Source organism: Cetobacterium sp. 2A (assembly GCF_014250685.1).
In the GTDB taxonomy this organism is placed as follows: Bacteria; Fusobacteriota; Fusobacteriia; order Fusobacteriales; family Fusobacteriaceae; genus Cetobacterium.
On sequence record NZ_JACFAJ010000001.1, the window covers coordinates 47,687 to 74,578 of the forward strand.

The 26,892-nt window shown below is 29.1% G+C and carries 25 protein-coding genes; 13 read left to right on the top strand and 12 right to left on the bottom strand.

Features of this window, described 5'->3' with window-relative positions:
• Window positions 1–2,226, bottom strand: coding sequence for a heavy metal translocating P-type ATPase (locus tag H3N56_RS00230; protein ID WP_185879349.1), 2,226 nt, complete (start codon window positions 2,224–2,226; stop codon window positions 1–3).
• Between the two features lie 168 nt (window positions 2,227–2,394).
• On the opposite strand from H3N56_RS00230, the gene H3N56_RS00235 reads away from it, so the two are divergent.
• Window positions 2,395–2,694, top strand: a complete 300-nt coding sequence (locus H3N56_RS00235) for an FMN-binding protein (RefSeq protein ID WP_185879350.1) — start codon at window positions 2,395–2,397, stop codon at window positions 2,692–2,694.
• A 65-nt stretch (window positions 2,695–2,759) separates the two neighbouring features.
• On the opposite strand, the gene ybaK is transcribed toward H3N56_RS00235, so the two are convergent.
• The 6 genes from ybaK to H3N56_RS00265 are packed head-to-tail and all read right to left on the bottom strand — an operon-like array spanning window position 2,760 to window position 6,627.
• Entirely contained in the window at window positions 2,760–3,236 is a 477-nt protein-coding gene (ybaK, locus tag H3N56_RS00240) for a Cys-tRNA(Pro) deacylase (protein ID WP_185879351.1), read from the bottom strand.
• Window positions 3,233–3,937 carry an energy-coupling factor transporter transmembrane protein EcfT gene (locus tag H3N56_RS00245; protein ID WP_185879352.1) on the bottom strand — a complete coding sequence of 235 codons (705 nt, stop codon included), beginning with the start codon at window positions 3,935–3,937 and terminating at the stop codon, window positions 3,233–3,235. The genes ybaK and H3N56_RS00245 overlap by 4 nt, the downstream gene beginning before the upstream one ends.
• Window positions 3,921–4,754 (bottom strand): energy-coupling factor ABC transporter ATP-binding protein, encoded by an 834-nt coding sequence (locus tag H3N56_RS00250; protein WP_185879353.1) that lies wholly within the window; start codon window positions 4,752–4,754, stop codon window positions 3,921–3,923. Before H3N56_RS00250 ends, H3N56_RS00245 begins: the two co-directional genes overlap by 17 nt.
• Window positions 4,735–5,550, bottom strand: coding sequence for an energy-coupling factor ABC transporter ATP-binding protein (locus H3N56_RS00255; protein ID WP_185879354.1), 816 nt, complete (start codon window positions 5,548–5,550; stop codon window positions 4,735–4,737). Before H3N56_RS00255 ends, H3N56_RS00250 begins: the two co-directional genes overlap by 20 nt.
• Complete coding sequence (locus H3N56_RS00260) at window positions 5,543–6,067, bottom strand: CD3072 family TudS-related putative desulfidase (RefSeq protein ID WP_185879355.1); 525 nt, start codon at window positions 6,065–6,067, stop codon at window positions 5,543–5,545. Before H3N56_RS00260 ends, H3N56_RS00255 begins: the two co-directional genes overlap by 8 nt.
• 2 nt (window positions 6,068–6,069) lie before the next feature.
• Window positions 6,070–6,627, bottom strand: coding sequence for a CD3073 family putative ECF transporter S component (locus tag H3N56_RS00265; protein WP_185879356.1), 558 nt, complete (start codon window positions 6,625–6,627; stop codon window positions 6,070–6,072).
• 266 nt (window positions 6,628–6,893) lie between these two features.
• On the opposite strand from H3N56_RS00265, the gene H3N56_RS00270 reads away from it, so the two are divergent.
• Both H3N56_RS00270 and ggt read left to right on the top strand, forming a co-directional pair.
• On the top strand, window positions 6,894–7,481 hold the full coding sequence (locus H3N56_RS00270; protein WP_185879357.1) for a nitroreductase family protein: 588 nt from the start codon (window positions 6,894–6,896) through the stop codon (window positions 7,479–7,481).
• A gap of 101 nt (window positions 7,482–7,582) precedes the next feature.
• Window positions 7,583–9,325, top strand: a complete 1,743-nt coding sequence (ggt, locus tag H3N56_RS00275; RefSeq protein ID WP_185879358.1) for a gamma-glutamyltransferase — start codon at window positions 7,583–7,585, stop codon at window positions 9,323–9,325.
• A gap of 42 nt (window positions 9,326–9,367) precedes the next feature.
• Here the strand turns inward: ggt and H3N56_RS00280 are convergent, their stop codons facing one another.
• The 4 genes from H3N56_RS00280 to H3N56_RS00295 form a co-directional block, all read right to left on the bottom strand.
• Window positions 9,368–10,552 (bottom strand): dicarboxylate/amino acid:cation symporter, encoded by a 1,185-nt coding sequence (locus H3N56_RS00280; RefSeq protein ID WP_185879359.1) that lies wholly within the window; start codon window positions 10,550–10,552, stop codon window positions 9,368–9,370.
• Window positions 10,553–10,628: 76 nt separating this feature from the next.
• A complete protein-coding gene (locus H3N56_RS00285) occupies window positions 10,629–12,776 on the bottom strand; it encodes a DNA topoisomerase 3 (RefSeq protein WP_185879360.1) in 2,148 nt (715 codons plus the stop codon).
• A 24-nt stretch (window positions 12,777–12,800) separates the two neighbouring features.
• Window positions 12,801–13,559, bottom strand: coding sequence for a hypothetical protein (locus H3N56_RS13255; protein WP_255492120.1), 759 nt, complete (start codon window positions 13,557–13,559; stop codon window positions 12,801–12,803).
• Complete coding sequence (locus H3N56_RS00295; protein ID WP_185879361.1) at window positions 13,552–14,289, bottom strand: ParA family protein; 738 nt, start codon at window positions 14,287–14,289, stop codon at window positions 13,552–13,554. Before H3N56_RS00295 ends, H3N56_RS13255 begins: the two co-directional genes overlap by 8 nt.
• 156 nt (window positions 14,290–14,445) lie before the next feature.
• On the opposite strand from H3N56_RS00295, the gene H3N56_RS00300 reads away from it, so the two are divergent.
• Window positions 14,446–15,420: a YheT family hydrolase gene (locus H3N56_RS00300; protein ID WP_185879362.1), complete on the top strand. Its 975-nt coding sequence runs from the start codon at window positions 14,446–14,448 to the stop codon at window positions 15,418–15,420.
• Between the two features lie 33 nt (window positions 15,421–15,453).
• Here the strand turns inward: H3N56_RS00300 and H3N56_RS00305 are convergent, their stop codons facing one another.
• A complete protein-coding gene (locus tag H3N56_RS00305; protein WP_185879363.1) occupies window positions 15,454–15,678 on the bottom strand; it encodes a YMGG-like glycine zipper-containing protein in 225 nt (74 codons plus the stop codon).
• Between the two features lie 170 nt (window positions 15,679–15,848).
• Between H3N56_RS00305 and H3N56_RS00310 the strand changes: the two genes are divergently transcribed.
• From H3N56_RS00310 to phnW, 9 genes are all read left to right on the top strand, one after another.
• Window positions 15,849–17,012 (top strand): iron-containing alcohol dehydrogenase, encoded by a 1,164-nt coding sequence (locus H3N56_RS00310; RefSeq protein ID WP_185879364.1) that lies wholly within the window; start codon window positions 15,849–15,851, stop codon window positions 17,010–17,012.
• Between the two features lie 2 nt (window positions 17,013–17,014).
• Window positions 17,015–17,767, top strand: coding sequence for an exodeoxyribonuclease III (locus H3N56_RS00315; RefSeq protein WP_185879623.1), 753 nt, complete (start codon window positions 17,015–17,017; stop codon window positions 17,765–17,767).
• A gap of 173 nt (window positions 17,768–17,940) precedes the next feature.
• Window positions 17,941–19,779: an AAA family ATPase gene (locus H3N56_RS00320; protein ID WP_185879365.1), complete on the top strand. Its 1,839-nt coding sequence runs from the start codon at window positions 17,941–17,943 to the stop codon at window positions 19,777–19,779.
• A 380-nt stretch (window positions 19,780–20,159) separates the two neighbouring features.
• Window positions 20,160–21,146 carry an extracellular solute-binding protein gene (locus H3N56_RS00325; protein WP_185879366.1) on the top strand — a complete coding sequence of 329 codons (987 nt, stop codon included), beginning with the start codon at window positions 20,160–20,162 and terminating at the stop codon, window positions 21,144–21,146.
• Window positions 21,147–21,175: 29 nt separating this feature from the next.
• Window positions 21,176–21,922, top strand: coding sequence for an ABC transporter ATP-binding protein (locus H3N56_RS00330; RefSeq protein WP_185879367.1), 747 nt, complete (start codon window positions 21,176–21,178; stop codon window positions 21,920–21,922).
• Window positions 21,912–23,519 carry an ABC transporter permease subunit gene (locus tag H3N56_RS00335; protein ID WP_185879368.1) on the top strand — a complete coding sequence of 536 codons (1,608 nt, stop codon included), beginning with the start codon at window positions 21,912–21,914 and terminating at the stop codon, window positions 23,517–23,519. The genes H3N56_RS00330 and H3N56_RS00335 overlap by 11 nt, the downstream gene beginning before the upstream one ends.
• A gap of 22 nt (window positions 23,520–23,541) precedes the next feature.
• Window positions 23,542–24,345 (top strand): phosphonoacetaldehyde hydrolase, encoded by an 804-nt coding sequence (phnX, locus tag H3N56_RS00340; protein ID WP_185879369.1) that lies wholly within the window; start codon window positions 23,542–23,544, stop codon window positions 24,343–24,345.
• Window positions 24,345–25,715, top strand: a complete 1,371-nt coding sequence (locus H3N56_RS00345) for an aspartate aminotransferase family protein (protein ID WP_185879370.1) — start codon at window positions 24,345–24,347, stop codon at window positions 25,713–25,715. The genes phnX and H3N56_RS00345 overlap by 1 nt, the downstream gene beginning before the upstream one ends.
• The gene (gene phnW / locus H3N56_RS00350) at window positions 25,705–26,826 is read left to right on the top strand and encodes a 2-aminoethylphosphonate--pyruvate transaminase (RefSeq protein WP_185879371.1); all 1,122 of its coding nucleotides are present in this window, start codon (window positions 25,705–25,707) and stop codon (window positions 26,824–26,826) included. Before H3N56_RS00345 ends, phnW begins: the two co-directional genes overlap by 11 nt.
• Window positions 26,827–26,892 lie beyond the last annotated feature (66 nt).

Sequence of the window (26,892 nt, forward strand, 5' to 3'; positions counted from 1 at the left end):
CTAGATCTTCTCTCCATTTTCGGGTTTAAATCTTTTAAGTCTCAATGCATTCGTGATTACAGAGGCTGAACTTATGCTCATAGCTCCACCTGCTATCATTGGACTTAAAAGAGGCCCACCAAAAATATATAGTATTCCCATAGCTACTGGAATTCCTAGTATATTATATCCAAATGCCCAAAATAAATTTTGTTTTATATTTTTAATAGTTTCTCTACTAAGTTTAATAGCAGTTGATACATCCATTAAATCACTTCTCATTAAAACTATATCTGCAGATTCTATTGCAACATCTGTTCCTGACCCGATTGCAATACCTATATCTGCCTGAGCTAGAGCCGGAGCATCATTTATTCCATCTCCTACCATCGCTACTTTCTTTCCCTCATTTTGAAGCCTTTTAACTTCAGTTGCTTTATCTTTAGGAAGAACTTCTGCAAAAACTCTATCTATGCCAACTTGATTTGCAATTGCATAAGCTGTTCTTTCATTATCCCCAGTTATCATTGCTACTTCTATCCCCATTCTATGGAGAACCTCTATTGCCTTTTTAGAATTTTTCTTTATCGTATCGGCAACAGCTATTACTCCAGCTATCTTTTGGTCAATAGCAATATACATTGGTGTTTTTCCCTCTTCAGCTAATCTATTTGAAACCTCTTTTAAATTTTTAAGTTCAACATTTCTTTCAGTCATCAGCTTATAATTTCCCAAAAGAATATACTTTTCTTCAATTTCAACTTCTATTCCATATCCTGGTATTGCTTTAAAACTTTCAACTGGCTTAAGTTCTAAATCTTTTTCTTCTGCAGCTTTAACAATAGCATCACCCAATGGATGCTCTGATCCCTTTTCTGCACTAGCAGCAAAAATTAATATTTCATCTTTAGAAAATTTTCCCTCCACTAAAATATCTGTAATCTTTGGTTTTCCTTCTGTTATTGTTCCAGTTTTATCAAAAATTATAGTTTGGATTTTATGAGCTGTCTCTAATGCCTCACCACTTTTTATAAGCACACCGTATTCAGCACCTTTTCCTGTTCCAATCATTATTGCTGTAGGAGTTGCAAGCCCTAAAGCACACGGGCATGCTATTACAAGTACCGATATAAAAATTGTCATTGCAAATATCAAGTCTCCAGTTCCTATATACCAAGCCAATCCTGAGAGTATAGCAAGAACCATTACTATTGGTACAAAATATCCAGAAATAATATCGGCCATTTTTGCAATAGGTGCTTTTGAACCTTGAGCTTCTTCTACAAGCTTAATTATTTGAGCTAAAGCAGTGTCTTTTCCAACTTTTGTAGCACGATATTTTACAAAACCATTTTTATTTATGCTTGCCCCAATTATTGATGACCCTACAATTTTTTCTACTGGAATGCTTTCTCCTGTTAGCATAGATTCATCAATTGATGTACTTCCTTCGACTACTACTCCATCTACAGGTACCTTATCTCCAGGCTTTATTATTACAATGTCTCCTACTTTTACTTCTTCTAGTGGAACTATAAGCTCTTTACTAACTCTTTCTATACGAGCAGTTTTAGGAACAAGTTCTATCAATTTTTTTATAGCCTCTGAAGTTTTACCTTTACTCATTGATTCAAGATGTTTTCCTAAAGTTATTAACATTAAAATTGTAGCAGAAGATTCAAAATATAATTGATGAATATAACTTAAATTTCCATTAAAAATCTGATATACGGCAAATAAGCCATACAAATAACCCGTTGATGTTCCTATCGCTATGAGTGAATCCATATTAGGTGCACCTTTTAATAGAGTTTTTGTCCCTACCTTAAAAAAATTCCATCCAATTATCATAATAGGAGTAGTTAATAATAATTGCGATATTGCAAAAGTTCTTGGACTAAATTCTGGTGCTATAAATTCTGGAAGAGAATATCCAAACATATGTCCCATAGAAATTACTAAAAGTGGAATAGCAAATATAGCTGAAGTAATGAATCTTTTCGACAATGAGTCCACAACATCTCTCTCGGGTTGACTATCTTTCACAACTTTATAACCAGCTTTATTAACAGCAATCACTATATCTTCCATATTTAGCTTAGAACTATCATATTTAATTTTTAACTTCTCGGTTGCTAAATTTACATTTGCTTCTAGAGTTCCATTCAATTTTTTCACTGTCTTTTCTACATGCATTGAACATGATGAACAATTCATTCCTTCTATTTTTAATATTTTTTCAATCATTTTTCTCTCCTTTTTATTTCACTTTTATAATAGCTTCTGTTAAATTTATAATATCATGTTTTTTTCAAATGTCAACCCCCCCTATATGGGTAAGGTTATGTTTTGAGATTATTGTATACCAATTTTGAATATTATGATATACTTACCATAAAAGTTGGAGGGGATATAATGATTAAAAAAATCTTATTTGGAATAATGTTAGTAACTACAATTGCTCTTGCTAAAACTACTGTTGGAGAATCTAATGGATACAATGGAAAAATTACTGCAACTGTTACTACAGAAAATGAAAAAATTCAAAAAATTGATGTAGTTGCTGAAAAAGGAAATAGTAGATTAAAAAAGGCTATTAAAGGAATAGTACCACAAATTATTGAAAAAAATTCAACTGATGTTATTAATGTGGCTGGAGCATCTGTTACTTCTTCTGCTATAAAAGAAGCTGTAGAAAAAGCTCTAAAAAAATAATTAAATTTCAAATAAAAAAATCCCAGTAAATATCAGATTAATCTAATATTTATTGGGATTTATCTTTATACTATTATATCTCCTACTATCATTTTTAAGTATTCTATCAAACTATTAGGTGATAGTTCTAATTGTATTCCTCTAGCTCCACCACTTATTATTATTGTATCTTTTAATAGTGCTGATTGATGTATAAAACTTTTATGACGTTTTTTTATTCCAACCGGAGAACAACCACCACGAATATAACCTGTATTTTCCAATAGTGATTTCATATCAATCATTTCAACTTTTTTACTTTCTGATAGCTTAGCTAATTTTTTTAAATCTAACTCATCACTTCCTGGAACACAAGCTATTATTAACTCTTTCTTTTCATTAAATAGAGCCAAAGTTTTAAATACCTTAGTTATATCAGCTCCAGTTTTCAAAGAAACATTTATAGCTCCTAAGTTATTTTCATCAACCTCATACGTCATTATTTTATGAGGTATTTTAGATTTTTCAATTTCTCTGATAGCATTTGTTTTCTTTACACTCATTTAATCACTCCCAATACAAATATAAATATTAAAATAAAAATCAAATAGCTATATTCGATAAAACTTATTTTTGACTCATTAAGTCTAGTCTTTTTATAAGGTGCACCATAACCCCTTACTTCCATTGCAGTGGCTAAATTTATCGAATGCTGTATTCCAGATATAACTACTGGTAAAAATAGAGTTGGAATATTTTTTATTCTTTCTGATATCTTCATTATATCATAATCTATTCCTCTAGCTTTTTGAGCTTTTAATATTCTTTTGGATTCCTCTTCAATTAAAGGAATAAATTTGAGCGATATAGCTATTATTGTTCCTATAGATTCTACCGGTATTTTAAAGTATTTTAAAGGCTTAAATATTTTTTCTATCGAATATCCTATATCACTTATTTCCATTGATGAAAGAACTGATACAGATAACATTATAATTCCTAATACTCTTCCCAAACTTAATAAAATTTCAGTTTCAGATTTTCCCATAAAAAAATAATTTACAAATATTATAGATATGAATAATCCAATTGAATAACTTAATATTCTTTTTAGATTTTTTATATCAATTTTAAATATATATATTTGAACCGATACCAAAATACCACATAAAAGCATTTCTAAAGGCGTCTTCATCAATACTAGAGCTATTATTATAAAAATTGTAGATAAAAAAATAGTTCTAGGATCATATTTTTTCAACATTTTTATTTTCCTCCAAATAATTTAGTAATTTCTCAACTTTTAAAAAGTTTGGAAGTTCTTCATAAAATGCTCTAAACGATTCTGTTATTTCTAGTATTTCAGGTGGTTCTAAGTTTGCCTCTTCTAATATCTTTCTAGAAAGAATTATCTCTTCTGGTAATCCACTGGCTTGTATCTTACCATTTTTTAGAACTGTCACTGTTTTAGCATATTCGGCAACATCTTCAAGTATATGACAAGATTGTATAATAGTAACTCCTTCATCATTTTGTTGCTTTAAAATTTTAAAGAAAAGTTCTTTTGTTTCTACATCTAATCCCACTGTAGGCTCATCTAAGACTAAAATTTTAGGCTCATTTATTAATATCGAGGCCAATGCCACCATTCTTTTTTGACCGCCACTCAATTCAAAAGGTGATTTTTCTAGCATTTCTGGAGGTAGTTCTAATTTTTTCACTATTTCTTCTAATTTTTTATTTATTAACTCTAACTTTAATTTTTTATTTTTTAAAGTAAAGATAATTTCCTCTTTAACTGTATGATTAAAAAATTGTCTATCAGTATATTGGAACATTATCCCTAAACTGTTTCTAAGTTCTTTTAAAACACTCTTTTCTTTTATAGATTTTTTATTTAAATAGATTTCACCTGAACTTATTTTAACAAGTCCAGATATAGCTTCTAAAAGTGTCGATTTACCACTTCCGGTAGTTCCAATAAAAAAATGCCAATCATTTTTTAAAAATGAAAGTGAAATTTTATCCACTACATCTTCTTTGTCATAACTAACACAAATTTTATCTAAAGATAGATCCATACTTTTCACCAACCTTTTTTATATCAAAGACAAATTCTGATAAATCTATTCCTTTTCTTTGATATATTTCACCAATTAATTTAAATGAAGTTGGTAAATTTAAACTAAATTTATTTGAATTTAAAATCAAATCTCTAATAAAAGAAGTTTTTTCTCCTTGAAAAACAACCTCTCCTTTTTCAATATAAATAACATCTTCCGAATATTTTAATTCTAATAGATGATGAGTAACCATTATAATGGTTACTCCTTTTTTATTGATCCCAGAAAGTATTTTCATAATATTTTCTCTATTATTAGTATCTAACATCGATGTAGCCTCATCCAAAACTAAAACTTTTGGATTTAAAACCATCGCAGAAGCAATACATAACCTCTGTTTTTCACCACCAGAAAGTGTATGTATTTTACTCTTTAATTTATGAGATAATCCCACTAAATTTAATACTTCATTCATACTTTCTCTTATTTTTTCTTCATCATAACCATAATTCTCCATAGAAAAAGCTAATTCCTCTTCTATAGAGTCTGAGACTATCTGTTCATCAGGATTTTGAAAAACTAATCCCATAATCTTTCTAACTTCATATGGATTATTTTTTAAGCTTAGTTTATTTACAATAATATCTCCAAATTTTAAATTTTCTATTCCAAACAATAACTTTAAAAGTGTCGATTTCCCAGATCCATTTTTTCCTAAAATAGTTATAAATTTTCCCTCTTCTATATTTAAATTCAGGTTAGATATAAGGGGGGCATCATTATATGAAAATGATATCTCTTTAAATTTAATCATTTTCAATTCTCCAATCATCTATATCTATAAATGGAATCGAAATATTCTTTTGCTTTAAAAGCTCTTCAAATTTTTCCATAAAAACACCTTTTTCATCAACCATTTTCACTCTTGAACTTATATCATTTATACTTTCATAACTACTAGCTTCTCCACACCAATCAGCCCTGCAAGTTTTTGAAATTCCACAACTTGGACTCCCTTTTATTCCAAATATTCCAAGTATTTGATACTCTTCTTTTAAATAATCTTGAATTATATCTATAAATGGCTCTAGATATTTTATTGAACTATTTATAAAATTGCTATTTTCAAATTGATCTTTAACATGACCCCATCTTCTAAGTCCTAAAATACCGGTTTCTGGACAGGGAAGTTGAATTATTCCAATGTTATTACTTAAACACCAAGTTATAAAAGGAAGAAAATCTTTACCATTTTTTGCATATGGTTTTACAACAGAATTTTGGTTAATTATACAATGACTCAGTATAACTATTTTTTTACCTCTATTCATAATTATTCTCCTTTAATCTTTCTTAAAAGAGAACCTGGTATTCTTGATATTATAATTGAAACTACTACACATGAACCAATTTTATCTATTAAGTTTGATATTATTCTCGGAATAAATGTTGCTGTAAATATTTTCTGTCCACTTTTAACAAGCCATCCTGTTAAAATATCTAAACTTCCACCTGCAAGCCCTCCAAATAAATAAACAGCTATCGGAGTTCCTATCATTGGAGCTAATATAGCTAATAAAATTCCAGTAGGTACAGCAACTTTTAAAGTAAATCCAAATTTTCTTGAAATTAGTCCAACAACTACCCCTATCGCCATATTTACAATAGCAAATGGAAGTTCAACTGGATTATTTACCATTGCCGTTATAATATTTGTAATTAGTCCTGTTAATCCACCAAATATTGGTCCTAAAACAGCTCCAACAAGTATTGTTCCTACTGTATCTAAAAATAAAAATGGAATTTTAAAACTTTTTGCAAGTACTGCCAATACTATATTTAAGGCTATTCCTACTCCTGTAAAAGTAATCGTTGTTGTTTTTATATTCATTATGTACTCCTTCGTAAAATTTTTATATTTCACGCAGCACTTAGCATGAAAATTTGAAATAACTGTATTTCTTTTAATACTTTTAACCTAAAAGTAATGTCCAATCAATTAACTCACTTCAAATTTTCACCCCCTTCAAAATAGTAACCTTCATATTATACAGTATCTAACTATAAACAGCAAGATTGGAGTTTATTCTAAAGGAAATAGTAGTATTTATTGGTATATAATTCCAAATATATTAATGCGGTAAGGAGGATTTTTTAATGAAAATTTTAGATTTAATAAAAAAAGCTCGTTCCCATAGAAGTTTTAAAAATATAGCTGTCCCTATGGATGATCTAATGAAAATCATGGAAGGAGCTCATTTCTCATCAGCTGGAGCAAATAAACAATTTTTAAGATATTTTTTAACAAATGATAAAAATATTTGTTCTAAACTTTTTAAAGATGTTGTATGGGCTAGTCAAATACAATGGAAACCCTCGGAAGATGAAGCTCCTGGAGCTTATATAATCATATTTACAAACAATCCTTCCAAATTACCTTTAAACTTTATATATACAGATTGTGGAATTGCTCTTCAAAATATGAAACTAATTGCTACATCTTTAGGATATGGAGTTAATTTCATGGAACCTGTAAAAAAAGATGATATTTTATCGCTATTAGAAATATCAAAAGAATATACACCACTTTTCGTTATGCCTATAGGTATTCCTACAGATGATGTTATCTTGACAGAAGTAGAAGATGAAAATATGAAATATTCAAGAGAAGATTTGGGCTCTCATCACTATAATCAATTTGTTCCTAAATTATCACTTGAAGAACTTATAATTGGTAAAAAATAAAAAAGTCGACTTATATAAGTCGACTTTTTCTACTTACATTGACAAAATAAAAAACTCAAAGTATACTCGTACCACTAACGACCACAAAGGAGAAAATAAAAATGAAAAGAAAGCTCTTAATTGCCATCGTTACTGCTTTAGGAATGAATCTTTCATCCTATGCTTTACAAACACAAACTAATGTTCAAGTAAAAAAAGAAACCGTATTAGATGAATTCAAACTTTATGACGAAGAGGGAAAACTTCTCAGAACTAATAGAGATTCTACTGGAAAAGAAGGAATAGTTGCCGCGAGCAAGTATGAAGCATCAAAAATAGGAGCAGATATAATTAAAAAAGGCGGAAATGCTGTTGATGCCGCTGTTGCTACTGCTTTTGCTCTTTCTGTATGTGAACCTCATTCTTCTGGATTAGGTGGGGGAGGTTTTATGACTTTAAGAATAGCTGAAACTGGTGAAGTCATATTTATAGATTTTAGAGAAATTGCTCCCAAAAATGCAACTCCAAAAATGTGGGTTTTAGATGATAAAGGAAAAGTTATTGGAAAACAAAAAACTGATGGTGGAAAAGCTTCTGGAATTCCCGGAGAGGTTGCCGGACTTCTTTACCTACTTGAAAAATATGGAACTATGTCTAGAAATGAAGTTCTACAACCTGCTATTGATTTGGCTACTAATGGATATACTGTATCTCCAACCTTGGCAGAAGTACTTAAAGAAACATATGATACTATGATTGAATTTCCTGAAATAACTAAAATATATTGGAAAGATGGAAGTTTTCCATATGAAACAGGAGATATAATTAAAAATCCAGATTTAGCAAAAACACTTTCTATAATACAAGAAAAAGGCGCTGATGGATTCTATAAAGGTGAAGTTGCAGAAGCTATTGTAAACTCTGTAAATAAATACGATGGTCTTTTTACACTCGAAGATCTTGCTGAATATAAAGTTTCTGTAAGAAAGCCAATAGTAGGTAACTATAGAGGTTATGAGATCATTTCATCCCCACCACCTAGCTCGGGTGGAGCTCATCTTATCCAAATATTAAACATCCTAGAAAATTATGATATTGGTTCTCTAGAAGTAAATTCTCCTGAATATCTTCATCTTTTTTCAGAAGCATTTAAACTAGCTTATGCTGATAGATCCAAATATATGGGAGATACAGATTTTGTAAAAGTTCCACTAGGTGGAATAACATCTAAAGCATATGCTAAAAATATCATAAATAAAATTGATTTAACCAAAGCAAATACTCATGAGCCACATAATCCATGGCAATATGAACATGAGGATACTACTCATTTTTCTATAGCTGATAAAGCAGGAAATATGGTCGCAGTTACAAAAACCATAAATGGATATTTTGGAAGTGGAGTTTGTGTTGATGGATATGGAATCATAATGAATGATGAGATGGATGATTTTGTAACAGGACCTGGACACGCTAATTCTGTAGAACCTGGAAAAAAACCACTTAGTTCAATGACTCCAACTTTAATTTTAAAAAATGGAAATCCTTTCATGGTTTTAGGAACTCCAGGAGGTGCCAAAATATTTGCAACAGTAGCTCAAGTATTAAGTAAAGTCATAGATCATAATATGGATATTCAAGATGCTATTTCTGCCCCTAGAATTTGGGATAATACTTCTGCTGAAATAAATTATGAATCTCGTTTAAATCCTGAATATATATATAAACTTCAAGAAATGGGTCACAAAGTAAACAGTAATGGAGAATGGGGATCTGGGTCTGTACAAGGGATTGTTTATATGCCTGACGGAACTTTGAGAGGAGGAGCTGATCCAAGAAGAGACGGGAAAGCTTTGGGATTATAAAAAAAGCTATTCAGACATTGTCTGAATAGCTTTTTTTATTTTTTATTGAACTACTTCGCTCTTTTCTAAATCTTTTTTAAATAATCCATTTAGAATCAGTGCTAAAGCTCCATCTCCAGTTACATTACAAGCAGTTCCAAAGCTATCTTGTAATGCAAATATTGTTAACATAAGAGCTATTCCACTATCATCAAATCCTAAAACTGATGATATTATTCCCAGTGATGCCATAACAGTTCCACCAGGTACTCCAGGTGCTCCTATTGCAAAAATTCCAAGTAGTAATATAAATGAAACCATTGTTGCTACAGATGGAAGAGTCCCGTAAAGAACTTGTGAAACCGTCATTACGAAGAATACTTCCGTTAAAACTGATCCACAAAGATGAACAGTTGCTCCTAAAGGTATTGCAAAATCTGTTATATCATCGTGTAGAACTTTTGATTTCTTTGCACAACTCAAAGCTACAGGTAATGTTGCTGCTGAAGACATTGTTCCAACTGCCGTTAAGTAAGCCGGTCCATAATGTTTTAATAAATTGAATGAATTCTGCTTTGATACAACTCCACCGATAGAATAAAGTAATGCCAGCCATATAAAATGTCCAATTAAAACAATTACTATAACTTTTAAAAATATTGGTAATTGCTCTGTTATCCCACCTTCATAAGCTAAACTTGCAAATGTTGAAGCTATAAATACAGGTAAAATTGGAATTATTATTTTATGAACTATTGAGAGCATAATGTTATTAAATTCATCTAAAAGTTTTTCCATTCCATCAGACTTTGTCCATACTACAGCTAGTCCAACAAATAAAGCTAAAACTAAAGCAGACATAACCGATAGTATTGGTGGAATATTTAACTTAAAAAGAATCTCAGGTAATTCTTTTAATCCACCAGCTGTTGAATTTATATTTAATTTTGGTATTAATATAAATCCAGCTACCATTGCAAATAAAGCAGCTCCAACCGATGAAGCATATGCTAGAGCTAACATAGTCCCCAACATTTTACTAGCATTTGCTTTCATTTTCGTTATTGCAGGTGCTATAAATCCTAAAATAATTAATGGAACAGTAAACGATATAACTTGTCCCAACATATACTTAACTGTTTGAACTATCCCAATAACTTGAGAATTTGCTGTTAATCCAAGTATAAGTCCAATGACCACCCCTAAAATAAGTTTGATAATTAAATTATCTTTCTTTTGTTTTACCATTTTTTCTCCCCCTCAGCTTATAAATAATTAGTACGCTACCATTATATATACCATAATTTACCAAAAAGTAAATGTTCTAAGTGGGTTTATTAATTTTATTTTCAAAACTATCTAATTTGATGTTAATATAACTTCCAGTATCTTCAATTACAAAATATGCATTATATTCTTTTCCAGCTTTACTTTTTAACTTTTGGAATAATACTTTCTCGCCTTTTATAAAATTTTGAGCAGATTCCTTATCTATAAATCCACAAAATTTATTTTCTTTCCAAATAGAAAACCCACACTTAGGGTCATCTTTAAATCCTTCGCAGTAATATGCTTTTTCACTCTCATAGATATTTTTTCCACATCTTGGACAAATCCCTATAACTTCTTTTTGATATAACTTAGGATAACTATCATTGGAAAGAATTTCTTTTAAAGTATCTAAAACACTATAAATTAATTTGTTTGGTTCTGCTTCATTATCTTGTATCTCTTCTTGAATTACCCACCATTTGGCTGTCATATCTGGTTTTTTTAATTCATCTGGAAGAGAATTATAAAATTTTTTACCCAGTTCAGTCGATATTACTTGTTTTTTATTTTTTTCAATAAATCCTCTTTTAAACAATATCTCTAAAACTGTAGCTCTAGTAGCAGGTGTTCCTATTCCACCATTTTCACCTTTTTTATCTTTATCTTTTGCTCTTAATAGTTTTTGAATATCCTTACTTTCAACAAATTTTGATATTGAAGTCATATCTTGAATTAACGTTGCCTCAGTGTATCTTTTAGGAGGAGTTGTAGTCTTTTCCTCAATGATACTCTCTTTGACTTCCCCCTCATACGTTCCTTCTGATAATTTTGAAAGCTGTGAACTCTCTTCACTTTTGTCTGTTTCAACTTTTTCTTTCAAATATTTTTTATATCCAACTTCTAAAATTTTTGTTGAGGTAGTTTTAAATTTTTCATTATTTATCTCTAATTCTGCCTCAGTTTTTTCCTTCAATATATGTGGTAAAAACTGAATAATATAGAAATTGCAAATTGTTATATAAATATTTCTTTCCTTTTCTGTTAAAGAATTTAATCCTAAATTCTTTTTAGTAGGAATTATGGCGTGATGTGCTGTCACTTTTGAGCTATCAAAACATTTTGATTTTTTCTCATAATCTATTTCTTCTAAATTTTTAATTCCTAAATTCTCTAATACTTTCTTTAAAACATCTGGGGCTTCCAAATGATGCTCTTCATTTAAATATTGAGAATCTGATCTATTATATGTTATTGCTTTATGTTTTTCTCTTAAAGATTGTGTTATATCAAGCGTTTCTGATGGAGAGTATCCAAATTTTGTATTTGCATAAGACTGAAGCTTTGCAAGATTAAATGGTAGAGGAGGCTCTTCTTTTTGGATTGCTTTTGTCACTTCAAATTCAACTTGTTTCCCTTGACTCTCTGATTGAATTTCTTTTAATATTTTATCGTCTTTTATTTTACCATCTTCATCAGAGTTTGGGTTGTTTTTATCTATAACATATTTAAATCTAATACTTGAGCTAGTGCTCTTTTCATCAACAACTAAAAATAATTCATAATATTTTTCTTTAGAATGTGCTTCAATTTGTAAATCTCTATTTACTACTAATCCTAATGTAGGAGTTTGAACTCTTCCAACACTTAAATTTCCAGCACCTTGGTTAAGAAGAGTGAAATATCTAGAAGCATTTATTCCAACTAAAAAATCAGAAACTGCTCTAGCATAAGCACTTTTTCCTAAAGGTTCATATTTTGAATTATCCTCTAATCTTGACATAGCCTTCTTTACTGCTTCTGTATTATTATCATTTATCAATACTCTTTTTACAGGTTTTTCATTTTTAAAATATGTCAATATTTCATCAATTAAAAGTTGTCCTTCAGGATCTGGATCGCCTGCATTTATAACTTCATCACATTTTTTTAAAAGATTCCCAATTATATTAACTTGTTTAAGTTTTTCTGAAATTGGCGCAACTTCCCAATTTTCAAAAAATATAGGCAATTCTTTTAAATTCCATTTCTTATATTTAATATCATATTCCTCTGGACTCTTTAATTTAAAAAGATGTCCAAATGCCCACGTTACTGTATAATCACCTTTTATTATGTATCCGTCCTCATTTTTTTGAGGCCCCGATATAGCCGAAACAATTGCTCTAGCTAAATCAGGTTTCTCTGCTATTATTAATTTCATACTTCTCCCTATGGTTTTATCATATTAAAGATTATGTTTTCTGTAAAATTTCTCTAAAAATTCTGCTCTATCTCTAACAAAATATTTATTGTTTTTTAAATATAAAACAACCGAAAGACCATCTCTTGAATTTGTAGCATCTATTGCAAGAGAAATAACTTTATATTCTTCTTTATTTTTCTTGTTTATCCATATACTATTTTTTTCAAAGACATCGAAATCCACAACTTCTTCTATTTCGAAAATTTTCGAAATAGCTTTTTCATTTGCCTCTTTAATTTCTCTTGCTGTTTTAACTTCTCCAGATAAAACTTTTTCTAAAACTATCTCCGGTGTTTTTTTATTTGAAAGTAATTTAACTGCATGATCTGTTAAAGATAATATTGTTTCTTTCTTATCTTTATAGCTTAAACAAAGTTGGTATCTCTTTGTAAAAATCGATACCTGATCTTTATTTAGTCCAACGTTTTGATACCACATCATAAAACTTGGATCATTCTCAGATTTTGCATACCTATTGAAGACTGCTCTAGCTTTTTCTAAAATATCTCCAATTTCATATGCTATTTCTCCTAATCTTTTACCTTGAACTAAAAGTCCCTTTTCAAAATCTATTAATAAATTTTTATCTAAACTATCTATTCCTAAAGAATCATAATCAAATGTGGATTGTATATTTCTGATATCACTCATCACTAAATCTTTCAATGCCTCTTTATCAGTTACCGAATTTTCTTTTTTCTTATTTATACTTCTTAATTTATCTAATCTATTACTAGACATTCGCTATCACCTTTGCAATATCTAAATAATCTTTTGCCCCTTTAGAATTTTTATCGGATTTGAAAATTGATTTTTTTTCTATTCCTAGTTCACTTAATTTACTATTTATTCTAATTGCTGGGAATATATTTGGATGACTTTCTTTCAACACCTCATATATCTCTCCCGATATTTTTTTTCTTCCGTCTAACTTTGTCGGTAATATTCCTAAAATATTCAATGTAGGATTTAATTCATTTATTGCATCTTCTAAACTCTTAAGAAGTAAATTTAATCCATCCATAGAAGCTAATTCACACTCACATGGAATTATTAAATCTGTTGATGCCACTAATGAGTTTAATGTAAATATAGATAAACTTGGTGGACAATCTATTAGAATATAATCATAATTTTCTTTTATTTCAGATAAAGAATTTTTTAATCTATATTCTTTATTATAAGTTATATTAAGTTGTAACTCCGCAACTGTTAAATCTATTGTGCTAGGTATCAAGTCAAACTCTTCTAACTTCATTATGCAATCAGTTACTCCAGCTTTTCTTAGTAATAGATCAAAAGTAGATTTATTTATAATTTCTTCCGTTGAAAAAAATGAAAGAGTTCCTTGTGGATCCATATCTACTAATAAAACTTTTTTTCCAAGCTCTGATAGAGCCGCTCCTATGCAATGAGTTGATGTAGTTTTTCCAACACCGCCTTTAAAGTTTAAAAAACTAATTATTTTCATTTTCTCTTCCCCTTATCATATTTTCATTCTTCTTTCACTTTAAATTGTACCACAAAATTTCTTAAAAGTTAAAATCCTTTTTAAAGGATTTTTTTAATCTATTTAGAATAATTTTTTGAATAAATTAATTCAAATACATTACAAAGGTGATAAACAATGACAGATTATACTCCAAGTTTTATATTTAAAAATAAACATATAAACACTTGTTTTCCTACACTATTTAGAAAGATTGAAATTAAATATGAAAGAGAACGGATAGAAACACCAGATAATGATTTTCTGGATTTAGACTGGGTTAAAACAGGAAGCGATAAGCTTCTTATTTTATGCCATGGATTGGAAGGAAGTTCAAACAGTAAATACATCAAGGGAATGGCAAAATATTTTTCTGAAAGAAACTGGGATATTTTAGCTATAAATTATAGAGGATGTAGTGAAGAAATAAATAAACAGCCATATTTTTATAATTCTGGTTGTACTAAAGATTTAACATTTGTCGTAGAAAAGTATAATAAATACTCAACTATTGGTATTGTAGGCTTTAGTCTTGGAGCCAATCTAATTTTAAGATACCTTGGAACTTGTGAACACTATCCAAAAAATTTAGCAGTTGCTACTGCTGTTTCTCCGCCTTGTAATCTGCTGTGTTCTGCTGAAAAAATGAAAGCTTCAGCCAGTTTAATATATCAAAATCAATTTCTTAAAAGTTTAAAAGAAAAAGTTATAAGAAAAAATAAACTTTATCCTGGAATTTATAAAAATTTAATAGATCTAAATAAGTTTCAAAAGATTAAAACACTTATGGAGTTTGATGAAATTTTTACGGCTCCTCTTTATGGATACTCATCATCATATGAGTACTATGAAAAAAATAGCTCCATACATACACTCAAAAATATAAAAATCCCTACTTATATTTTAATGCCTTTAGACGATCCAATTATGGGAAGCGACTGTTATCCTTATAAGGAATCTGAAAATAATTCATATATTCAATTAGAAACTCCTGAATTTGGGGGACATATAGGTTTCTCACAACTAGAAGATTTTCCATATTGGCATGAACAAAAAATTTATGATTATATTAATAAAATATCCGAAAATAAAAAAACTTGGGTCCCATCTTAAATGAAGAGACTCAAGTTTTTATTAATTTATTGTTTATTTCCCTAAAACACTTCCTGTTGATCTATAATTACCTACTGCAGCACCACCTAAGGCTCCTACTCCTGCTCCTATTAATGTTCCTGCCGTATTCCCACCAATAGCTTGCCCAGCTAGAGCTCCTACTCCTGCACCAACTAGAGCGCTCTTTTCAGTCGTGTTTAGATTTGAGCATCCCATTAAAGTAAGACCTAATAAAATACCCATCGCAAGTTTTTTCATTTTAAAAACCTCCCTAAAATGTCTGATTAAATTAAAATAATATACTATTGAAAAAATTTAATTCCTCTTAATAATTTTTATTTTTCACTTTTCTATTAATATTTTTGTTATTTTAGAGTAAAATCAATTTAGAGTGAATTTTTTAATACATAAATTCTAGGGGGTATAATATGTTAAATTTTGATTTTCAGAATAAAACAGAAATAATATTTGGTAAAAATACTGAAGAAAGAGTTGGAGTAGAAACTGCAAAATATGGGAAAAAAGTGCTTCTGCACTACGGTGGAGGAAGTATTAAAAAATCAGGATTATATGATAGAGTAATAGCCGAACTTAAAAATAATAATATTGAGATTTTTGAATTAAATAATGTCAAACCCAATCCGAGACTTAGTCTTGTAAATGAGGGAATAAAAATTTGTAAAGAAAATAACATAGATATAATTTTAGCTGTTGGAGGTGGAAGTGTTATTGACTCAGCTAAAGCTATAGCAGCTGGAGCTAAATATGATGGAGATGTATGGGATTTTTTCTTGAAAAAATTATTAGTTACAGATGCTCTACCAATTGGAGTAATTTTAACTATTCCGGCTGCTGGAAGTGAGTCTAGTAGTGGAAGTGTTATTACAAATGAAAATGGTTGGTATAAAAAATCATTTGGTGGAGATGTTATAAGACCCAAATTCGCAATTATGAATCCTGAACTAACTTACACTCTTCCTGCGTATCAAACCGCTGCTGGAGGTGTAGATATAATGGCCCATGTTATGGAGAGATATTTTACTAATGAGCCAAATGTAGATTTTACAGATAGACTTTGTGAAGCAACATTAAAAACAATGATAGTAAATATACCTAAAGCGTTAAAAAATCCAACTGATTATAACTCAAGAGCTGAAATCATGTGGGCATCTACAATAGCTCATAACAATCTTTTAGGAACTGGTAGACTTGGTGACTGGGCATCTCACAACATTGAACATGAACTAAGTGGAATCTACGATATAGCTCATGGAGCAGGATTGGCTATAATTTTCCCAGCTTGGATGAAATATGTTTATAAGCATAATATGGAAAAATTTATACAATTTGCCACTCGTGTTTGGAATGTAGAATATGATTATAATTCTCCTGAAGAAACAGCTCTAGAAGGTATCAGAAAAATGACAAGCTTCTTCAAAGAAATTGGGATGCCTGTAACTTTAGAAGATGCTGGAATTAATAATGAGAAATTTGAAGAAATGGCATCTAAAGCTACTGAATTTGGACCACAAGGAAATTTTGTAAAATTAAATAAGCAAGATATAGTAGAAATTTATAAGTTGGCAGAATAATGATAAAATTAATCTCATGGAATGTTAACGGACTAAGAGCAATTGTTCAAAAGAATTTTCTTGAATATTTTAAAGAAGTTGATGCTGACATATTTTGTCTTCAAGAAACAAAACTACAAGATGGGCAAATTGATTTACAATTAGATGGATACTATCAATACTGGGACCATGCTGTTAAAAAAGGATATTCTGGGACCGCTATTTTTACCAAAACTAAACCTTTGGATGTAATGTATGGACTGGGTCTTCACAAACATGATCAAGAGGGTAGAATTATTACATTAGAATTTGAGAATTATTTTGTTGTAACTGTCTATACTCCAAACTCTCAATCAGAATTGGCCAGAATAGATTATAGAATGGACTGGGATGATTCATTTAGAGAGTATGTAAAAAGACTAGATGATAAAAAACCTGTAATCATTTGTGGAGATTTAAATGTAGCTCATACGGAAATAGATTTAAAAAATCCTAAACCAAATAGAAAAAATGCTGGATTTACAGATGAAGAAAGAGGTAAATTTACTGAGCTTTTAAATGCTGGATTTATAGATACATATCGTTATATGCACCCAACACAAGAGGGTGTTTATTCATGGTGGTCTTACAGATTTAGTGCTCGTAAAAATAATGCTGGATGGAGAATAGATTACTTCCTAGTTTCTGATAGACTCGCAACTGACATAGTCGAAGCTAATATACACACAGAAATTTTAGGCTCTGATCATTGCCCTGTTGAGCTAATTTTAAAATAAATATAAACTTAAGTATGGGACACGGATTCAGTTATTTTCATCTCCACCAATGAATCCACTAACTGAAGTTTACTGTAGTAAATTTAAAAGTTGTTAAATATAAACCATACAAACAACATAAATTGCCTGTATGGTTTTTTATATAGTTTACAATATTTTTTAGGAGGCATATTTTGAAAATTCGAAAATTAACAATAAAAAATGATTATGTCCTAGGTAATATGGAGTTAGACTTTACAAACGAGGACGGTAAAGTAGTTAATACCATAATATTAGCTGGAGAAAATGGTGTTGGAAAAACTAGAATATTAGATCTTATTCATAATTTTTCTAATCATAATCTACGTCCCAATTCAACTCATTTTAAAAATGCAATTTATGAATTTGAAATAGAATTAAATGAAGATGAATTTAATTCCATTAAAACTGAAAATGATTTCAGAATAATAAATCTAATTGAAAATAAGTTTACAGTTTATTTAGATACCTCTTCTGAAAATAATTATTCTAAAATTAAATATTATAATGGTACAGAAATTATATCTGTAGATAATTATTTCTTTATTTTGAATAATTCAAAAAAATATTTTCAAACTACTTATTCTACAACCCAAATAAATTTTAATGTTAACGAAATAAGTAGTGTCACTGCAAAAGAAATTGACGAACAGTTAAAAGATAGTTTAAAGCAAACAGAAAATATCTCAACTGAAATTGCTCAACTCTTAATTGATATTGATTCTTCCGATAATAGTGATCTTGCAAGATGGGTTGAAGAAAATCCAGGGTTAGCTCCTCCCAGAGAAGTAAAAAAAATTAGGACTAAGAGATTTAAAAATGCTTTTGATTTTATGTTCCCTTGTAAAAAATTTGATGGTATTAAAAACATTTCTGGAAATAAAGAAATCTTATTTACAGAAAATCAAAAAAAAATGACTATAAACCAATTAAGTTCTGGAGAAAAACAAATAGTTTTTAGAGGAGGGTTTTTACTCAGAAATCAAAATTCAAATAAAGGAATAATTTTAATAGATGAACCTGAAATCAGTTTACACCCTACTTGGCAAATGAAAATTGTTGAATTCTTTAAAATTCTATGTAAATCAGAACAGTATACAAATCAAATTATTTTAACTACTCATTCTCCTTTTATTCTTCATAACGAAACTAGAGCTAATGATAAAGTTATCACTTTAAAAAAAGATTACTCTGGAAATATTTCTGTTTCCGATGAAAAAAAATTTTTTAATTGGACAAATGAAGAGATTATAAAAGAAGCTTTTAATATTGATTATTTTCTAAATCAATTGCCTAACAATAAAAAACCTTTAATTATCACAGAGGGGAAAACAGATTGGAAACATTTTAAAACTGCACTTGAATTTTTTAAATCAAAAGATTTGTTTCTTGATTTAGATATTAATTTTCTAGAATATACTGACTCTAATGATAAATCTAAAGATGCTCCGTCTATAAAATTAAATATGAGTGTCTCAGAACTAAATACTATTTTATTGAGTCTTTCAAAGTTTTCTCAAAATAATAAAATTATTGGTATTTTTGATTCAGATCATAGTATTGGAAAAAAATATCTGACTTTCGAGCACTTAGGAAATAATGTTTTTGCTTTTTGTATAAATGATCCTTCTCATAGAAAAAAAAATACTGAAGGAATTAGTGTTGAGCTCCTTTACTATGATTCAGATTTATTGCAAACTTCTCCTTGTGAAAGAAGATTATATCTTTCTAATGAATTCAGTAAAAAAGGAAGATTTCTTAAAGATACTGATATTTGTTATGAAAACTCCTCTAAAATTTCTAAACATTTAGAAGAAACAACGCAAAAAATTATTGATACTGATGTTTCAAATAGTAAAGATCAAAGCTTAGCATTATCTAAGTCCGATTTTGCTAATTATATTTATAAAAAAACCCCTCCTTTCGATAATATTAATTTCGAAGGTTTTAAAGATTTGTTTATTCAACTTCAAAATATTATCAACAATAACTAGTAAATGTCAATTGGTGGAAACTAATGGCTACGATTCATCTCCACCAATGAATCCACCGACTAATAATTTACTATTTGTAAATTGGGGTTAATCCTAGTACTACAACTCCAGAAAATCTTGACAGGACAATTAACAGAGCAATAGATTTTATAATTAAGAATATACTTTAAATTCATCGATGATTAATAAAAAAATTAAGACTTCTAATACTAGAGCATCACAAGTTTAAATAAAACTTGTGGTGCTTTTTTTATTTGGACTACTTATATTTTAAAGTTTTCTTTGTTTACATTTTCTTTACCGAAAAACAATAGTTACTTTACATTGGATTGATATACTAAACACGGGAATCAGTTAAAAACTATTAAAGGGGAGAGAAAATGAAAAATAAAATTAAAAGTAAATTATTAAATATGTTTCTTATAATGATGACAGTAATATCAGTTTTGGGAATAGGATCAGAAAAAATAATGGCAGATAATGATGTTGTTCTAATCTATTCAAACGCAGAAGATGAATATATAGACATAATGAATAAAGAGTTAAATAAAAAAGGGTTAGAGGACAAAGTAGAAATAGTAAAGTTTAGTACTTCAGATTTGGCTGGGAAAATTGAAATAGAAAATAAAAATACAGAAGCTGACATCTTAACTTTTTCTTCATTTTATCTAGAAACTTATAAAGATAAATATGATATGTTAAAAAAACATGCATTTGATGAAACAAAAATTGTAAAAGATTTTAGAAATACTTACTACATTCCTTTCATAGCTTTTTCAGGAAGTATTTTCTATAACACTATAGAATTAGAAAAAAGGGGATTACCTGTACCACAGAGTTATAAAGAGCTAGCTAATCCAATATATAAAGGGCAAATTAGCTTTCCAAATTTAGAATCATCAACAACTGGTTGGCTAATGATTCAAGCAATCCTAGATAACTATGATACAAAAGAAGCAAAAGTAATAATTGATGGAATAAAAACAAATGCTGGTCCACATATTGAAGCTAGTGGTTCTGCTCCTATAAAAAAAGTTCAATCAGGCGAAGTAGCAATTGGCGTTGGGATGAGACATCAAGCTGAAATGAAAAAAATGGAAGGAATCCCAATGGAAGTTTCTGATCCAAAAGAAGGAAACTACATTATAACTGAATCATTTGCCTTGGTGAATGATACTCCACAAATCAGAAAAGTTTTGGAAATAATAACATCAGAACCTGTTCACAAAGAGATATCAACTATAAATACAGCTAAAATTTACGAATCAGACAACGTTCCAACTGATTCTACAATGAATCCAAGAATATTCTCAAAACCTTTAACAAAAGATTTATTAGATGAACATATAAGAATATTTAAAAAATAATGAAAAAAAAATATAAAAGGAAGTTTTAAATGCTTGAGATAAAAAATATCACAAAAAGATATGATGATAAAACAATATTAAATAATATTTCCTTAAACATAGAAGAAAATGATTTTGTTTCAATACTGGGACCTAGTGGTTGCGGAAAAACAACTCTTTTAAAAATACTACTAGGAATAGAAACATCTTGTGAAGGAGAACTATTATTAAATAAAAAAAATATTATTCATACAAAACCAAATGAGAGACAATTTAGTATAGCTTTTCAAAATTACGCACTATTTCCACATCTTAATGCAATGGAAAATATAAGATATGGAATAAAGAATCAAAAACAACCAATAGGAGAAGAGGAACTAAATAATATAATCCAAATGATGGATTTAAAAGAACATATAAATAAACCAATATCTAGTTTAAGTGGAGGACAAAAACAAAGAGTAAGTTTAGCTAGAGCTTTAGCAATAAAACCTAAAGTCCTTCTTTTAGATGAACCTATAAGTGCATTAGATGGAATGGTAAAAGAAAAAGTTAAAAACTTAATTATGGCGAGTGCAAAGAAATTAGGAATAACGATAGTAATGGTTACTCACGATCCAGAAGAAGCATTAACAATGGGAAATAAAGTTTTAATTCTAAATGGAGGTCATATCGAACAGTTTGATACTCCTGCCAATATAATAAAAAAACCTAAATCTGAATTTGTAGAAAAATTTATAAATAATCTTCTAATTCTAAAATTCAACAATATAAAAGAGGTCTTAGATGCAGAATAGAAAACTAAACTTTATAAGTTCATTCGTTTTTATTTATTTGGGTCTATTTTTACTAATTCCATTTACATTATTAGTACTTTATGGATTCATCGAAAACGGGGCTTTTACTTTAAATAATTTAACTAGTATTTTTAAAGATAAAGATTTTTATGATTCTTTTCTTAAAAGTATATTTTTAGCAGCAATAAGTTCAGCGTTAACAACAACTTTAGCTTTAGCTTTAGTTTATTTAATGAGGAGAACTAAAGTTCACAATTTGTACAAAAATCTATTAAAAAATTTAGTAGTTCTTCCAATGCTCCTTCCTTCCATAAGTTATGGATTCGCTATAATCTACGTGTTTGGAGCTAATGGATTGGTAAAAAGGCTTATTGGAACTCCTCTAATTGATGTTTATTCATATCAAGGCCTTATTTTAGGATATATGATTTACACAATAGGTCCTATCTTTATGATAATAAATAATAGTTTTAGATACTTGGATGAGAATTTATATACGGTCTCAAAAGTTTTAAATGATACAAAGTGGCAAACCTTTAAAAATGTTACTTTCCAAGGAATGAAAACAGGGCTTATAAATGCTTTCTTTGTAGGATTTTCTCTAGCTTTTTCAGACTTTGGATTACCAATGGCTCTAAATTATGATACTTTAGCAAAGTATCTTTACAAGACAACCCTTGGTTCAGTTCCACAAATAGGAAAAGGGGCAATAATAGGTGTTATTCTTTTAATGGTCCCACTTATTAACTATTTAATAGTATCTTACTATCAAAAAAAATATACCAGTTTAGATAATATTCAAAAAGTTCAACCTACAGAAAATAAAAAAAGAGATTTCTTACTATGTGGAGTCACTTTTATATACTTTTCAATAATAATCCTTGTATTTTCAGTAATATTTATAGTCCCATTTGTAAAAAATTGGCCTTATGATTTTAGTTTTAGTTTAGATATTTGGAATAAAAACACCCTAAAAAGAATAAGTTTCTATAGAAATGTAGTTACAACATTTGAAGTTGCAATTTATACGGCAATACTCGGAACAATTATAACTTTTTTTACCGCTCTTGTAACAACAAGATCAACTAATAAGTTTAAGAAAATATTAGATACAATCTGTTTAATGCCCAACATAATTCCAGGAATGAGCTTAGGACTAGGATACTTATTAATAGTTAGTAACTATAGACTATCAAAATATGCAATGATAACAATGATACTTCTAAATAGTGTCCATTTCTTTACATCACCTTACTTGCTATTTAAGAACTCATTAGAAAAAATAAATGATAACTTAGAAGATATCTCTTACGTTTTGGGAGATTCATACCTTAAAACTGTAATAAAGATTATAATTCCTAACTTGAAAGGACCATTTGTTGACATAATGAGCTACCTGTTTATAAGTTCATTTACAACTATGAGTGCATTAATATTCGTTTCAACATATAAAGTTCAAACTTTATCACTGAGTATAAAAAGTTTAGAACAGAATAATCAATTTAATCTAATCTTTGCTCTATCAATAGTAATACTGTTTATAAACTTAATAGTTAATAATTTTAAAAATTATTATCATAAAAAAATAGAAAAATAAAATAAAATTTTGGAGGCAATTTGTGAAGAGAATAGAAGGAGTTATTTTTGATTGGGCAGGGACAACAGTTGATTATGGATGCTTTGCTCCAGTGAAAGTTTTTTTAGATATATTTAAAGATAAAGGTATAGAACCAACAATCGAAGAAGCTAGAGGACCCATGGGAATGCTTAAAATAGATCATGTCATAGCAATGCTTTCTGTAGAAAGAATATCAAATCTTTGGAAAGAAAAATATGGTAGAAATTGGAATGAAGATGATGTAAATTTATTATATTTTAACTTTGAAAAACAGCTTTTTGAAATTTTACCAGATTTTACAACTCCAGTTCCAGGGATACTTGAATTAATAAAAAGACTTAGAGAAAAAGGACTAAAAATAGGTTCTACAACTGGTTATACAAGAAAAATGATGGATATTGTTGAAAAGCACGCAAAAGAAAAAGGATACTCACCAGACTTTCTATCAACTCCAAGTAATCAACCAGCAGGAAGACCTCATCCATACATGATATTAGAAAATATGAAAGTATTAAAACTAAATAATCCTGAGTGTGTAATAAAAGTTGGAGATACAGTTTCTGACATAAAAGAGGGTGTAAATGCAAAATGCTGGTCTGTAGGAATATTAAAAGGATCTTCAGAGTTAGGATTGACAGAAGAAGAAGTAATAAATATGCCTAAAGATGAATTGAATGAAAAATTAGAAGTTGTGAGAAGAAGATTTTTAGATAACGGAGCTCACTTTATAATTGAAGAAGTGGGATGTTTAGATGAAATAATAAATCAGATAAATGAAAAATTACTAAGAGGTGAAAGGCCGTAATGAAGTTAGATGAAAGCTTAAGAGTTGAAGGAGATACTAACCTTTCAAGCTTTAGAGAAACATGGCAAAATAAAAATCTAAGCAAAGAATCTCTTAGAATTTTAGAAGAGGATGCTAAATATTTTTTACATCAATCCTTATCAACTCCTTGTTTAAATGTTTTAAAAGGTTCCAAAGGAATTTATATTGAAGATTTAGATGGAAAACTCTATCTAGATTTTCATGGAAATAATGTACATCAAGTTGGTTATGGAAACTGCGATGTCATAAAAGCTATAAAAGAGGAAATGGATTCACTTCCATTTTCTCCAAGAAGATATACCAATGAAAAAGCGGTTGCCCTTGCTAAAAAATTAACTGAACTTGCTCCTAAAAAATTAAATAAAATACTTTTAACACCAGGAGCTACATCAGCTATAGGAATGGCTATGAAGCTTGCAAAGTTAGCAACAGGAAAGCATAATTTCATATCATTTTGGGACTCTTTTCATGGGGCATCGATGGACGCTTTATCCGTTGGTGGAGAGGAATTTTTTAGAAAAGGACTAGGACCAATGATTCCAGGATGTGAACATATTATTCCTTATAATTCCTATAGGCCACTATTTGGAAATTCTGAAGATTTTGATTTGAGAATTTGTGAAATTTTAGAATATACAATAGAAAAACAAGGAGAAGTTGCTGCTGTAATAATGGAAACATTTAGAAATACAGATATTATGGTTCCACCAAAAAGATTTTTAAAAAGAATAAGAGAAATCTGTGATAAACACAATGTATTACTAATATTAGATGAGACTCCTATTGCACTTGGTAGAACAGGTAAATTTTTTGCCTTTGAAAACTTTGATATTGAACCAGATATGGTTGTAATAGGAAAGGGATTAGGAGGAGGAATTTTTCCTATTGCCGCTCTCATAGCAAGAGACGATTTAGATATAGGTCAAAAGACTGCTCTTGGACACTATACTCATGAAAAAAGTTCAGTGGGCTCTGCTGCAGCCTTAGCTACGATAGAATATATCGAAAAAAATAGAATAATGGATAACGTAAATGATTTAAGTAAAAAAATAGAAATCAAACTTGATTCTATGAAGAAAAAATATAGTATTATAGGTGACTATAGAATAATAGGACTACAATTTGGAATAGAATTAGTAAAAGATAGAACAACAAAAGAAAAAGCTTTAATGGAAGCTGAAAAAATAATGTATAAATGTTTAGATAGAGGATTAAGTTTTAAAATTTCTAGCGGATCAGTTTTAACTTTAGCACCTGCATTAACAATAAAAGAAAAAGATTTGGATATAGCTATGAATATATTAGAATCAGCCATAAGGGAAGTTCAGGAGGAAAAAGATGGAGAATAAAATAGAAAGACCTTATATACTTTTAACACCAGGACCTTTAACAACAAGTGATACAGTAAAAGAGGTAATGTTAAAAGATTGGTGTACTTGGGATAAAGAATATAATGAATTAGTACAAAGTATGAGAGATAAAATACTAAATATAGGAGTAAAAAATAAAGAGGAATATACTACAATCTTAATGCAAGGTAGTGGAACTTTTGTGGTTGAGTCTGTAATTGGAAGCTCAATAAGAAGAGAACAGGACAAAATATTAATAATAGTTAATGGAGTTTATGGAAAAAGAATAGTAGAAATTGCAAATGTACTAGGACTATCCAGTGTAGAGATGAACTTTGGAGAAACATCAGAAGTTAATTTAGAGCTTTTAAAGAAAATGTTAGAAACGGATAAGGAAATTTCTCATGTTGCTGTCGTACACTGTGAAACAACTACAGGAAGATTAAATCCAATTGAAAAAATTAGTAAAATAGTAAAGAAGTACAATAAATTATTTATCGTTGATGCTATGAGTAGTTTTGGTGGAATAGATATAAGAATAGATGATTTGAAGATTGATTTTTTAATAAGTTCAGCTAATAAGTGCATTCAAGGTGTTCCAGGATTCGGTTTTGTTGTGGCTAATAAAAAGAGTTTAGAAGTCTGTAAGGGGAATGCAAAATCTTTATCTTTAGATTTATATTCTCAATGGGATACTATGGAAAAAAGTGGAGGTAAGTGGAGATTTACATCCCCAACTCACGTTGTTAGAGCATTCTATCAAGCTTTATTGGAATTAGAGGCTGAAGGTGGAGTCACTGCAAGAGAAGAGAGATATACAAAAAATCATGATCTTTTAGTTAATGGAATGAGAGGATTAGGATTTAAGACACTGCTTCAAGATAGTGAAATGTCACCAATAATAACGACTTTTTATTCTCCAAAATCTTCAGAATTTAGTTTTGAGAAATTTTATAAATTGTTAAAAGAAAAAGGTTTTGTAATTTATCCAGGAAAAGTTTCTGAATCTGACACTTTTAGAATAGGAAATATTGGAGAAATTAATTCAAAAGATATGGAAAGATTACTTAAAAGTATTGTAGAATGTTTATACTGGAAATTATGTTTATAGTAAATAATATGTTAAAACCTCTTAAGCTAATAACCTAAGAGGTTTTTTTGTTTGCATAAATTTAAA